The sequence below is a fragment of the Acidimicrobiales bacterium genome (assembly GCA_035536915.1).
Classification (GTDB): domain Bacteria; phylum Actinomycetota; class Acidimicrobiia; order Acidimicrobiales; family JAHWLA01; genus JAHWLA01.
In genome coordinates, this window is sequence record DATLNE010000044.1 from 348,422 (window position 1) to 361,184 (window position 12,763).

General features: G+C 70.4%; 12 protein-coding genes. 10 read left to right on the forward strand and 2 right to left on the reverse strand.

Features of this window, described 5'->3' with window-relative positions:
* Nucleotides 1-3: 3 nt before the first annotated feature.
* On the forward strand, nucleotides 4-2,235 hold the full coding sequence (locus tag VM938_14080; protein HVF76161.1) for a transglycosylase domain-containing protein: 2,232 nt from the start codon (nucleotides 4-6) through the stop codon (nucleotides 2,233-2,235).
* 66 nt (nucleotides 2,236-2,301) lie between these two features.
* Here VM938_14080 and VM938_14085 read toward each other — a convergent pair whose 3' ends face one another.
* The gene (locus VM938_14085; GenBank protein HVF76162.1) at nucleotides 2,302-3,261 is read right to left on the reverse strand and encodes a serine protease; all 960 of its coding nucleotides are present in this window, start codon (nucleotides 3,259-3,261) and stop codon (nucleotides 2,302-2,304) included.
* Nucleotides 3,262-3,295: 34 nt separating this feature from the next.
* On the opposite strand from VM938_14085, the gene VM938_14090 reads away from it, so the two are divergent.
* The 8 genes from VM938_14090 to VM938_14125 all read left to right on the forward strand — a co-directional run bounded on the left by VM938_14090 (nucleotide 3,296) and on the right by VM938_14125 (nucleotide 11,217).
* A complete protein-coding gene (locus VM938_14090; protein HVF76163.1) occupies nucleotides 3,296-3,685 on the forward strand; it encodes an FxsA family protein in 390 nt (129 codons plus the stop codon).
* Nucleotides 3,682-4,518, forward strand: a complete 837-nt coding sequence (locus tag VM938_14095) for a hypothetical protein (protein HVF76164.1) — start codon at nucleotides 3,682-3,684, stop codon at nucleotides 4,516-4,518. Before VM938_14090 ends, VM938_14095 begins: the two co-directional genes overlap by 4 nt.
* An 11-nt stretch (nucleotides 4,519-4,529) precedes the next feature.
* Nucleotides 4,530-5,342 carry an MBL fold metallo-hydrolase gene (locus VM938_14100; GenBank protein HVF76165.1) on the forward strand — a complete coding sequence of 271 codons (813 nt, stop codon included), beginning with the start codon at nucleotides 4,530-4,532 and terminating at the stop codon, nucleotides 5,340-5,342.
* A gap of 38 nt (nucleotides 5,343-5,380) precedes the next feature.
* The gene (locus VM938_14105) at nucleotides 5,381-7,099 is read left to right on the forward strand and encodes an ATP-binding protein (protein HVF76166.1); all 1,719 of its coding nucleotides are present in this window, start codon (nucleotides 5,381-5,383) and stop codon (nucleotides 7,097-7,099) included.
* Nucleotides 7,100-7,128: 29 nt separating this feature from the next.
* Nucleotides 7,129-7,824, forward strand: coding sequence for an ABC transporter ATP-binding protein (locus VM938_14110; GenBank protein HVF76167.1), 696 nt, complete (start codon nucleotides 7,129-7,131; stop codon nucleotides 7,822-7,824).
* Complete coding sequence (locus VM938_14115) at nucleotides 7,821-10,745, forward strand: FtsX-like permease family protein (protein HVF76168.1); 2,925 nt, start codon at nucleotides 7,821-7,823, stop codon at nucleotides 10,743-10,745. The genes VM938_14110 and VM938_14115 overlap by 4 nt, the downstream gene beginning before the upstream one ends.
* A 29-nt stretch (nucleotides 10,746-10,774) precedes the next feature.
* Nucleotides 10,775-10,927 (forward strand): hypothetical protein, encoded by a 153-nt coding sequence (locus tag VM938_14120; protein HVF76169.1) that lies wholly within the window; start codon nucleotides 10,775-10,777, stop codon nucleotides 10,925-10,927.
* A gap of 89 nt (nucleotides 10,928-11,016) precedes the next feature.
* The gene (locus VM938_14125) at nucleotides 11,017-11,217 is read left to right on the forward strand and encodes a hypothetical protein (protein ID HVF76170.1); all 201 of its coding nucleotides are present in this window, start codon (nucleotides 11,017-11,019) and stop codon (nucleotides 11,215-11,217) included.
* A gap of 11 nt (nucleotides 11,218-11,228) precedes the next feature.
* Here the strand turns inward: VM938_14125 and VM938_14130 are convergent, their stop codons facing one another.
* A complete protein-coding gene (locus VM938_14130; protein ID HVF76171.1) occupies nucleotides 11,229-11,966 on the reverse strand; it encodes a phosphatase PAP2 family protein in 738 nt (245 codons plus the stop codon).
* A 21-nt stretch (nucleotides 11,967-11,987) separates the two neighbouring features.
* Between VM938_14130 and VM938_14135 the strand changes: the two genes are divergently transcribed.
* Nucleotides 11,988-12,632 carry a VTT domain-containing protein gene (locus VM938_14135; GenBank protein HVF76172.1) on the forward strand — a complete coding sequence of 215 codons (645 nt, stop codon included), beginning with the start codon at nucleotides 11,988-11,990 and terminating at the stop codon, nucleotides 12,630-12,632.
* Nucleotides 12,633-12,763: the final 131 nt, after the last annotated feature.

The window sequence follows — 12,763 nt, forward strand, 5'->3', positions numbered from 1 at the left end:
GAGGTGCTGCGCCGTCTCGGCCGTTCCATCGCACTCTTCCTGGTGTGCGCCGCCGCTGTCCCCTTGGCGGTCACCACCACGGCGCTGGCCACCTTCCTGTTCGCCCCGCTGCCGGCCACCCTCCCCGAAGCGCGCCACACCGACGCGTCGCAGATCAGCGTGGTGCTCGACGCCAACGGCGACCAGATCGGCGTGTTCCGGGAGTTCGAGCAGTCGATCCCGGTGGCCGAGAAGGACATCCCCCAGTTCCTGAAGGAAGCAGTCATCTCCGCCGAGGACCAGAACTTCTACAACCACGGTGGTGTCGACGTGCGCGGCAGCCTGCGGGCGCTGGTGGCCGACGTGCGCAGCCAGAGCGTGGTGCAGGGCGGGTCGACCATCACCCAGCAGTACGTGAAGAACGCGTACGTGGGCACTGAGCGCAGCCTGGTGCGCAAGGTGCGGGAGATGATCCTGGCCAGCCAGGTCGACCGGCAGAAGTCAAAAGAGGAGATCCTCTTCCTCTACCTGTCGAACGTCTACCTCGGCAACGGCGCCTACGGCGTGGGGGCGGCGTCGGAGACGTACTTCCGCAAGCCGGTCGGCCAGCTCACGTTGTCGGAAGCCGCCCTGCTTGCGGGCCTCATCCCCGCGCCCAGCCGCTACGAGCCGCGCGGCAACGACGAGTTGGCCGAAGAGAAGCGCATGATCGTGCTCAACAAGATGCTCGAGCAGAAGCGCATCACCCAGCAGCAGTACGACGAAGCGGCGCCGCGCAAGGTGTGGCTGACCACGCAGGGCAAGGCGCCCGGCCCGGCCACCCTCGTGTACCCGCCGCGGGAGCAGAACACCAAGTTCCCGTACTTCATCGACTACGTGCGCCGTTACCTCGAAGGCCGCTACGGCGAGAACGTGGTGTTCAAGGGCGGCCTCACCATCCAGACCACCCTCGACCCCGCGTTGCAGACGGAGGCGGAGCAGGCAGTGGCCAAGAGCCTGGCGGGCTCCAAGCCGCCGGTCGACATGTCGCTGGTGTCGGTGGAGCCGCCCACCGGTTACGTGAAGGCACTGGTCGGCGGGCGCACGTTTGACGAGTCGCAGGTGAACCTGGCGCTGGGCGGTTGCCCGGTGAAGCACAAGGTGCGCATCGAGGTGGCGGCCAGCTGCTGGGAGGAGCCGACGGTCGGCGGCGGCGGCCTCGGTAAGCAGCCGGGTTCGGCGTTCAAGGCGTTCGTGCTCGCCGCCGCCTATGCCAAGGGTTACTCGCCCGCCAAGACGTACTCGGCGCCCGCGGTGTTCCGCATTCCCAACTGCACCCCTCGGGGCGAGAACAAGTGCGAGATCCACAACAGCGAGGGAGGCGGCGGCGGTAGCGCGACGATCAAGTCGGCCAGCGTCCACTCCATCAACACCGTCTACGCCCAGATGGTCCGCGACGTGGGCTGCAAGGAGACGGGCGAGATGGCCAAGAAGCTGGGCGTCACCTCTGCCTTCTACAGCCCCGACACCCACGGCTGCACGGGCGTCTACGCCCTCGGCGTGATCGACGTGTCGCCTCTCGACATGGCCGCCTCCTACGGCGTCTTCGCCAACCGGGGCATCCGCCAGAAGGCGACCCCCGTGCTCATCGTGCGGGCCGCCGACGGGCGGGTGCTGGAGGACAACACCGAACGCAAGGGAGAGCGGGTCATCGAAGAAGTCGTGGCCGACAACGTGACCGACACCCTGCGCGGCGTCCTCACCAGCGGCACCGGCACGCGGGCCGACATCGGCCGCCCGGCGGCAGGCAAGACCGGCACCGGCCAGAACTACACCAACGCCTATTTCGTGGGCTACACCCCGACCCTGTCGACCGCGGTGTGGATGGGCCACCGCACCAACCAGAAGGACCCGCTCGTCAACATCCGCGGGCCCTACGGGACGGTGAGCCGCGTGTTCGGCGGCACCATCCCGGCCGACACGTGGCGGCGGTTCATGTCGGCCGCCCTCAAGGACGTGCCGGTCACCGAGTTCTCCGAGCCTGCCCCCATCAAGCCCTTGGCCGATGCCCTCAAGCGCCGCGCACGCGAGGGCTTCGATCCCGGCAACAAGCGGTCGGTGCGCGACACCGAGAGCGGCGGGCCGTACATGATCGCCCCGCCCGACCCCAAGGTCGACCCGCCCACGACCACCACCACCGAGCCCGACGACCCCACCCCGACGACGAGCTCGACGACCACCACCACGACCCTCTTCGGCCGACCAGGCGACGACTAACGGCGCGAACTTGCCCCCGAAACGTTGCGGTTTCCGCAACGTTTTCTACGCAAGTTCGGCGGGAGGTTACGGCGGCGGGGGTTGCGGTGCGGGCGCGGGAGCGGTGCGGTCGCCCGCCCCGCTGACGTTGCCCGAGGGGCACTTCAGCACCCGGTCGCAGGCGGCCCGGATGGGCACGGAGAAGTACACGCCGTCACTGCGGAAACCGAGCGGCGCGTAGGCACGCGAGGCGATGCCCAGCACCTGGCCCTCGGAGTTCACCAACGGCCCGCCCCGGAAGTGGGTGCCCACCGCGGCGTCGCTTTGGATGGCCGTGCCCGACACGTCGGCCACGAAGCCCTGCGACACCGACGCGCCCGCCGCCCCCAACCCCGACACCGAGAAGACCCGCTCGCCTGTCTTCAACGCCGGTTCCCGAGGGGCGAAGGCCAGCTTGGGCTGGTTGCCCCGGGGCAGCACGATGACGGCGAGGTCGCGCTCGGGCTGCCAGGTCCACAGAGTGACGCGCACCTCGTTGTCGCCCTTGCGCAGGAACACCTGGGGGCCGGGGTTGAATGTGGCGGCCCGCACCACGTCGTACGACGTGACCAGCAGGGTCTCGTCGGAATCGGAGGCCACCGCGAAGGCGGAGCCCACCGAGGGCTGGCCCGCGTCGTCGAGGGTGCGGACGTACCACATGGCGCCCTGCACCTTCTTGACCAGTTCTTCGAGCGTCTCGCCTTCGGCCCGGATCTTCTTGAGCGGCTCGAGCTCCTTCTGGATCTCGGCCCGGGCGTTCTCCTGCTCGGCCTCGATGGTGTCGACCGCCGTCTTGAAGCGGTCGTCGAAACCGGTCACGAAGGTCTCGACGGTCTTGGCCGTGGAGTCCTGCTTGAACTCGTAATAGGAGTAGAAGGCCACGCCGCTGCCGGCCGCGCCGATGGCGAAGGCCAGGATCAACGTCGCCATGCCGAGGACGGTGCGGGGGATGAGCCGCTGCCGCCAGGCGGCGCTGGCGCGTGGTGCGGCACCGGCTGTGGTCGCCATCGGCCGAAGGGTAGCCGCCGGGTAGGGTGGGCAAATGCTCGGGGTGCTCGCCCTGCTCTTCCTCGTGGTGCCCTTCGCCGAGCTGTTCGTGCTGCTCAAGGTCGGCCAGCTGATCGGCGCCTTGGAGACCGTGGCCCTGTTGGTCGTCGTCAGCGTGGTCGGTGCCTGGCTGGTCAAACGCGAGGGTCTTGGCGTGCTGCGGCGGGCCCAACAGCGGGTGCAGCAAGGCTCTGTCCCCGGTCGCGAGCTGGTCGACGGCGTGCTCATCCTCTTCGCCGGCGCCCTCCTGCTGACGCCCGGTTTCCTCACCGACATCCTCGGGATCCTGTTGCTGTTGCCTCCGGTGCGAGCGGCCTTGCGCTCCTCGACGGTGGCGTGGCTGGGACGGCGGGCGGGCGTGGGCGTGGTGCGGTACCGCCGATGACCGTCGAGGTCCGCGACGCCGCCACCGTGATGCTGGTGCGCGACGTCGACGACGGCTTCGAGGTCTTCATGCTTCGGCGCAGCCTCAACTCCGACTTCGTGGGCGGTGCCTACGTCTTCCCTGGCGGCGCCGTCGACGAGGCCGACCGCCACGCCGACCTGGAGGCCGTGTGCCGGGGCCGCTCCGACGACGCCGCCAGCGTCATGCTCGGCATCGACTCCGGCGGCCTGGCCTACTGGGTGGCCGCCATCCGGGAGTGCTTCGAGGAAGCGGGTGTGTTGCTGGCCTACGACCCCGACCAAGGCGGCGAGGTCATTTCGTTCGCCGACCCCGAGGTGAAGGATCGCTTCGCCCGCCACCGCGCCGCCGTCGACTCGGGGGAGCGCCGGCTGGTCGACGTGTGCCAGGACGAAGGGCTGCAACTGGCGGTCGACCGCATCCACTACTTCAGCCACTGGATCACGCCGGTCGGCCCGCCCCGCCGCTACGACACCCGCTTCTTCGTATGCGCGGCGCCCCCCGAGCAGGTGCCGTTGCACGACGACCGCGAGACGATCGCCAACCGCTGGGTGCGCCCCACCGACGCGCTGGCGCTGCACGAGAAGGGCGAGCTCGACCTGATCTTCCCGACGATCAAGAACCTCGAAGCCATCGCCCGCTTCGACAGCAGCGGCGAGTTGCTCGACGCCGCTGCGGCCATCGAGGAGGTGCCCACCATCCTCCCTCGCATCACCGCCGACGAACACGGCGTGCGCATCCTGCTGCCCGGCGATCCGGGCTACGACGAGGCGCTCAACAACCCGCCGCCCGAGGGCATCGCCATCCCTCGATGACAGCCGGCGTAGTGGAAACCCTCAGCCCCTTGGTGCGGCGCGTCCTGGCGCCCAACCCGGGGATCATGACCGGCCCCGGCACCAACACCTACCTGGTCGGGCGCGACGAGCTCGCCGTCATCGACCCCGGTCCCGACGACTCCGAAGAGCACCTCGACACCGTGGCCGCGGCGGGCGACGGTCGCATCCGCTGGGTGCTCGTCACCCACACCCACGCCGACCACTCGCCCGGTGCTGCCGGGCTCAAGGCCCGCACCGGCGCCCAGGTGCTCGGCTTCGACGAACGCGACGGCTTCGTGCCCGACACGGCCATCGGCGACGGGTGGACGCTCGACGCCGCCGACTTCCGCTTGGTGGCCGTCCACACGCCGGGCCACGCCTCGAACCACCTCTGCTACCGCTTGGAGGACGAGCGGCTGCTGTTCTCCGGCGATCACATCATGAGCGGCTCGACCGTCGTCATCGCCCCGCCCGACGGCGACATGGCCGCCTATTTCAAGGCGTTGGAGAAGGTCAGGGAGCTTCGCCTCGACGGCGTCGCCCCCGGGCACGGGCCGTTCCTCGACGACCCCTACGCCGTCATCGACCACTACCTCACCCACCGCCAGGCCCGCGAGGCGGCCATCGAAGAGGCCCTGGTGCACGCCGAGCGGGCTCGGGTGCCCGACCTGGTTGAGGCCGTCTACACCGACGTGCCCGACATCCTGCACCCCATCGCCCGGTGGTCGGTATGGGCGCACCTGCGCAAGTTGGCCGCCGAGGGCCGGGCGGTGGCGCTCGACGCCGACGACATCGATGCGGAGTGGCGCGCGCCAGGTCGGTAGGGCATCGAAGACGATGCGTCGAAGTAGTACCTGAGCGTATGGCCGAGCGCGAGACGGGCAACCGTCCTCTGATCCCGCTGCACAAGGCAGCCGAATACCTCCACCTGCCGGTGGAGGCGGTTGCGGCCATGACCGATGCCGGGTACCTCCGCCCGTCGGGCGCCGGGCCGGACGGCCCCGAGTTCCTCCTTGTCGACCTCAAGTCCTACCTGGCTCGAAATGCCGACAACGGATCGGGAAATCACCTGCTGAGCCTCGGCTTCGACGGCGCCGCTCCGCAGGACCTGCTCGACGGGCTGAGCCGACGCACCGAGGAGATGGCCCGCCGCTCGTTCGACATCTTCGCCTCCGTCTTCCCCGAGGCCACCCGCTGGTCGATCAGCGAACAGGCCCGGTTCATCGAACAGTCGAGGGGGCGCTTCGACGCCATCCTGGCCGTGGCGGGCCAAGGGGTCGAAGTCGACGAGGCGCTCATCGGTGACCTGCAGGAGGTCGGTGCCGCCGCCGCGTGGGAGGACTCCCCACTGCCGCAACTGCTGGTGATCCTGCGCATCTCGCGCGACCTGGTGGTGCAGACGGCCATCGAGCTGGCCGAGGCCGACGGCTTGGCGCTGTCGCTGTTGCTGACCCGGGTGCTGCCCGCCATGGACCGCCTCACCGACGCGCTGGCCCAGGGGTACTGGGCTGCCGTGGTCGGGCGGGAGGAAGAGGCCAAGGCTCGCTACGAGCACGTCGTCGAGCACTCCTCCGACGGTGTGTACGAGGTCGACATGGCGGGCTGCATCTCCTACGCCAACCCGTCGCTTGTCGTCATGCTCGGCCGCCGCCGCGACCAGCTCGAAGGCAAGATGCTGAGCGACCTGTTGGTGCCGCTCGACCCGTCGGTGTCGATCGACGCCCTCATCACCCAGGACGACGAGAGCTCCGCACCCGTCCGTCTCGCCGTGGTGCGCCACGACGGCGTGCGCCGGGTGCTCGACATCCGCACGCTGCCCCGCCGGGTCGACGGCGAGCTGGTGGGGTTCCAGGGCGTGGTGCGCGACGTCACCACCGCGCACGACCTCGAAGCCGACAAGAACGAGTTCCTCGCCCTCGTCACCAACGACCTGCGCACCCCGCTCACCATGATCCTCGGGCTGGGCGCCACCCTGGAATCGCACTCCGACGAACTGACGGCCGAGCGCATCCGCCGCATGGGCGCGTCGATCCGGGGCCAGGCCGAACGCATCAGCCGGCTGGCCGACGACCTCTACGACATGAGCCGCTTGGAAGCGAGCGCCCTCCTGCTCAGCCCGCGGCCCGTCGACTTGGCCAACGTCGTCGAGTCGGCGCTGGCGTCGGTGGGCGACGTCAGCGGCGTGGAGGTGGTCATCCCTGCGGGCGTCGACGTGCTGGCCGACGCCCGGCGTCTGGAGCAGGTCATCGCCAACCTCGTGGAGAACGCCATCGAACACGGCGCCGCGCCGGTGCGCGTGGAGTTGGTGGGGATCGAAGACTCGGCCATCGAAGTGGCGATCGTCGACCACGGCGACGGCGTGCCGCCTGCGTTGGTGCCCACGTTGTTCAGCCGGTTGCGCACGCTGAGCCGGCCCAACCGCGACCGGTCCCGAGGCACCGGCCTTGGCCTGTCGTTGGTCAAGGGGTTGGTCGAGGCCATGGGCGGGCGCGTGTGGTACGAACCCGCCCACCCGGTCGGCGCGTCGTTCCACGTGACGTTGCCGACGCCTCGACGCCGGCCTGTCGAGGGCGTGCTGTAGCGCAGCGTCCGCCGCTACGGTCGGCGCCCGTGAATGCGCCTGCGCCGATCCTGACGGCCACTGCCGTAAGCAAGACGTACCGCACGGGAGCGGAGTCGGTCGACGCCCTCAAGGACATCGACCTCACCGTCCAGCCCGGAGAGTTCGTGGCGGTGATGGGCCCGTCGGGGTCGGGGAAGACGACCTTGTTGAACTGCCTGTCGGGGCTCGACGACATCGACGGGGGCACCGTCGTCATCGACGGCGAGTCGATCCACGAGATGAGCGATGCCCGCCGCACCAAGCACCGGGCTTCGGCCATGGGCTTCATCTTCCAGGCCTTCAACCTCATCCCCGTCTTCACCGCCACCGAGAACGTGGAGCTGCCGCTGCTGCTGGCGGGCGCCGACGCCAAGGTGGCCCGGCGGGCCGCGCAGGAGACGCTCGAACGGGTCGGCCTCGGCCACCGCTTGAACCACCGGCCCACCGAGCTGTCGGGCGGCGAGCAGCAGCGGGTGACGGTGGCCCGGGCCTTGGCCGGCCGCCCTCGCATCGTGTGGGCCGACGAGCCCACCGGCAACCTCGACTCCGAGACGGCGGGCCAGGTGATGGACCTGTTGCGCGAGCTGCACGCCGAGGGGCTCACGGTGATGCTGGTCACCCACGACGACGACATCGGCGGGTCGGCCGAGCGCCGCATCGTCGTGCGCGACGGCGCCGTCATCGCCGACGAGCGACTGCGATGACCGTGCGCGTGCTGCGCGCCGTCGTTGCTGTGCTGGTCGTCGTCGGCTTGGTCGCCGTCGGTGCCTTGCCGGTGGCCGTGCTGGTGCTGTCGTTGCCGTTCCTCGTCGTGCTGGCCCGTCGCCCGGTGCTGCGGCGGCTCGCGGTGCGCAACGCCGTGCGCCGGCCCCGAGAAGCGATGCTCGTCCTGTTGGGGTCGCTGCTCGGCACCGCCATCATCACCGGCTCGTTCGTGGTGGGCGACACCCTCGACGCCTCGTTGCGCCGCTCCGCCTATACGCAACTGGGGCCGGTCGACATGATCGTGCCGGTGGCGGGGGCCGCCGCCGGTCGAGAAGTCGAGGCCTCGTTGCGTTCGCTCCCCGACGACGCCGTCGACGGGCTCCTGACGATCGTCACCACCGACGCCGCGGTGGCGTCGGGCGACCAGCCGCCGGTGGCAGAGCCCTCGACGGCCGTGCTGGAAGTCGACTTCGATGCGGCCCGCCGTTTCGGGGGCGACGCCGAGGCCACCGGCATCGACGGCCCGACGCCCACAGGCGACGAAGCGGTGATCGGGGCCGACCTGGCCCGCACCCTCGACGCCGAGGTGGGCGAGTCGGTCACCGCCTACCTCTACGGCACCGAGGTACCCCTGCGGGTCGTGCGGGTGCTGCCTCGCCTCGGCATTGCCGGCATCCACCTCGGCTTCGGGAGCGAGTCGCCCAACCTCTTCGTGGCGCCGGGCACCTTGGAGCGGCTGTCGGCCGGCGCACCGGGGCCGGCCCGGCCCCCGACCGCACTGGTCACCGTGTCGAACGAGGGCGGCGTCATCGAGGGCGCCGAGCGCAGCGCCGAGGTCGAGCGGGCCGTCACCTCGGCCCTGGCCGGCCGCGCCGCCGCGGTGCGCCCGGTGAAGCAGGACCTGCTCAAGCTGGCCGAACAGAGCGGCGAGCAGTTCACCCAGCTGTTCACGTCGATCGGCTTCTTCAGCGTGATCGCGGGCGTGCTCCTCCTGGTGAACATCTTCGTGATGCTGTCGGAGGAGCGGAAGACCGAGCTCGGCATGCTGCGTGCCGTCGGCCTGCGCCGGTCGGGCCTGGTGGGCTCGTTCTCCCTCGAAGGGTGGATGTACGCCTTGGCGTCGGCCGCCCTCGGCACCATCGCGGGCTTGGGTGTCGGGCGCCTCATCACCGTGGTGGCGCGGGGCATCTTCGGCCAAGGCGAGTTCTCCTTGGAACTGCACTACGCGGCGTCGTTGGCGAGCGTGCAGACGGGCTTCACCATCGGCTTCGTCATCTCGCTGCTGACGGTGCTGGGCACGTCGTTGCGCATCGCCCGGCTCAACGTCATCCGGGCCATCCGCGACCTGCCCGAGCCCGAGGACGGGCGGCGCCGGCGGGTGTTGGGCACGGTCGTGGCCGCGGTTGCGGTGGCGGGCGGCGCGGCCTTGACGGCGATGGGCGTGGCAGGCGACAACCCGTTCGCCGTGCTGATCGGCCCGGCCCTGGCGGGGGCGGGCGTGGTGCGGTTGCTGCGCCACCTCGTGCCGCGGCGCCCGGTGGTGTCGCTGGTATCGGTCGTGCTCGTCACCTGGGCGGTGGCCGCCTTCGAAGTCGTGCCCGACGCCTTCCAAGACGCCGACATCGTCATCTTCGTGGTGCAGGGCCTGATCCTGACCTTCTCGGCCGTGGCCTTGGTGTCGGCCAACCAGGACGCCATCGGCGCCGCCGTGCGCCGGGTCGGTGGGGGCTCGTCGTCGATGTCGCTGCGGCTCGGACTGGCCTACCCGTTGGCCCGGCGTTTCCGCACCGCCATGACCCTCGGCATGTACGCGCTGGTCGTGTTCACCCTCACCTTCATCACCGTGTTCAGCCACCTGTTCGAAGGCCAGGTCGACGACTTCACCCGCAAGGTCAGCGGGGGCTTCGCCCTGCGGGTCGACTCCAACGGGAGCAACCCGGTGCCGCCCGATGCCGTGCGGTCGCTGCCCGGCGTGCGGGCCGTGGCCGAGCAGGCGACGCTGAACGCCCAGTTCCGGGCCCGGCTCACCGACGACGAGTTCATCGACTGGCCGGTGGCGGCTTTCGACGAGGCGTATGTGCGCACCGGGCCGACGGCGCTGGAGGAGCGCGACCCGAAGTACGCCGACGACGCCGCCGCCTACCGGGCGGTGTTGGCCGACCCCAACCTCATCGTCGTCAGCGAGTTCTTCCTGCAGGACGGGGGTGGCCCGCCGGAGCGGTCGCTGGAGCCGGGCGAGACGGTGGAGATGCGCGATCCGCTGACGGGGCGGTCGCGCACGTTGACGGTGGCGGCCTCGGCGGAGTCGGGCTTCGGCAACCTGCTGGGGTATGTGTCGCGCCCCGCCCTTGCCGAGGTCTTCGGCTCGTCGGTGACGACCAACCTGTTGCTGGTGGCCGTCGAAGGCGGCGTCGACCCGGTGGCGTTGTCCGCCTCGATCAACGGGCGCTTCCTGGCCAACGGGGCCGAGGCCAAGGCGTTCCGGGAGATCGTGAACGAGAACCTGTCGCAGCAGCAGCAGTTCTTCCGGCTCATGCAGGGCTACCTGGCGCTGGGGTTGGTGGTCGGCATCGCCGGGCTCGGGGTGGTCATGGTGCGGGCCGTGCGGGAGCGGCGGCGGCAGGTGGGCGTGTTGCGCTCGCTCGGCTTCCCCGCCGCCGCAGTGCGCCGGGCGTTCCTGTTGGAGTCTGCCTTCGTGGCCTTCGAGGGCATCGCCATCGGCGTGGTGCTGGCCAACATCGTGGCCTGGCGCCTAGTGGGCAGCGACGCCTTCGGCGCCGAGTTGCCGTTCAGCGTCCCGGTGGCGCAGCTGGCGTTCCTGGTGCTGGCCACCTTCGCCGCGTCGCTGTTGGCCACGGTGGCCCCGGCGCAACAAGCGTCGAAGATCCGTCCCGCCGTCGCCCTCCGAATCACCGACTGAGACCGCGCCAATTTGGGCAACCTGAGCACATGCGTCTGCACATAACGTTGGACGACGAACGGCGGTGGGACGACATCGAGGCGGCCCTCGGCGCCATCGCCGATACCGGCCACGAATGGGACGACGACCCGGCGACGTGGGTTCGAGAACAGCGCCGGGGCGACGTTCGCCGAGCCGGCTGACGTGAGGCCGTAGAGCCGGCTCCCTGCTCGACTCGATCGTCCCACCGAGGCCTCCGGGGTCGACACGGCGCGCAGGCACGGAGCCGTGGGTGTGTGCGACCTCGGTCAAGAAACTTGGCGTGGCCTGCGCCCCGTCGGAACGCGAGTTCGCCGAGCGGGGCGTGACGTTGCACCAAGCCGACTGTCTCATTGCCGCCGCTGCGGTGGGTGTCGGGGCCGGCCTGGCCACCGCCAACATCGACGATTTCCCGATGCCGGAGCTCGCAGTCGAGCACTGGCCGCCCGACTGAGGGGACCACGGTCAATCGCCGCGCAGGGCGGGGCCTGCTTCGGGTTCGACGCCTTCGGTCACCGGGTTGGAGGCGCGGCGTCCTTCCTCGGTGCGCCACGCCTCGAACAGGGCGACGCTGCCCACGAGCCACGCCAAGCCGAGCACGTAGCCACCGACCACGTCGGACAGGAAGTGCACGCCGAGCAGGAGGCGCGATGTGCCGACCGCCAGCACCACGACGACCGCCGCGGCGACGACGAAGCGCCGGCGACGCGGCGGCACCATGGGCAACAGCGCCACGAGGACGGCGCCGTATACGACGGTCGACGACATGGCGTGGCCCGACGGGAAGCTCTTGCCGAACGCTGTGGCCACCACGTGGTCGACGACAGGACGAGGACGGGCCACGGCCAGCTTCACCACGCTGTTGAGCAGCGCGCCGCCGACGGTGGTGACGACGAGGAACGTGCCGAGCCGGTGCCGCCCGCGAGAAACCACGAACCAGACTGCGGCGATGACCACCAACGCCAACACCGGCGTCGAGCCGAACACCGTGACGACCCGGAGCACAGCAAGGGCCACTGCGTTGGCGTGCACGGCGTCGTTGAGCCGGTCGGCGAGGCGGCCGTCGAGGCGGGTGAGCGGCCCTTCGGCGACGACCTGGAACAACAGCGTGAAGAAGGGGACGGCCACCAGCACGGCAGCGACGAGGAGGAGCGCCGCCCGCTGCGAGTACCTCGATCGTGCGTTGGATACACCGTTCCCCATGCCGACCGGTCTACCCGCCCGTTGAGCACGCAAGTCCGCGGCGGCTTCCGGCGCGCCCTGTTGGGCCTCGTCGCCCTGCGCACCGTGCTCGGCATCGTCGCCATCCCGCTGGCGCCCGCGCTGTACGGCGAACACTTCGTGGTGCTCGTGCTGCTGCGGCCGACCAAGGAGGTCTTGCTTGCCGCGGGCTTCCTCATCCGCCAAGGCCATGTGTCGCTGGTGCCCGTACTGGCCGCCGCCGTGCCGCTGGCCCTGCTAGGGGTGTGGCTGGTCTACGCCGTCGGGCGCGCCTATGCCAAAGAGCTACAGGACGCCGACATGCCCGCGTGGAGCCGCCGCCTCCTGCCGCCCGACCGGATCAACGCCATGTGCCGGGTGCTCGACCGACGAGGCCGCCTCGTCATCGTGCTGGGGCGCATCGCCGCCTTCCCGTCCTCGGCGCTGGCCGCGGGGGCGGGTGCGTCGGAGATGCCACCCCGGCGGTTCCTGCCCGCCGACGCCCTCGGCGCCGTGCTCTCGGTGGCCGAGGTGATGGCGGCCGGTTACTTCCTCGGCGCCGCCTACAAGGAGGCCGGCCCGTGGGTGTCGGTCGTCGGCTTCCTCGTCCTGGCCGGCCTGCTCGTCCTCCTCGGCCGCCGCCTCCAACAAGAAGAGTCGAGTACATAAGACCTGCGGCGCTTTAGGTCCACCACTTCGGTGGGGCGACATTCCTAGCGTTTCGTCATGGCGCCCCGACACGTCGTCACCATCCAACCGTCGCGCGATCTGTGCGGCACGAGCCCCGAGCAGTTCGCCGA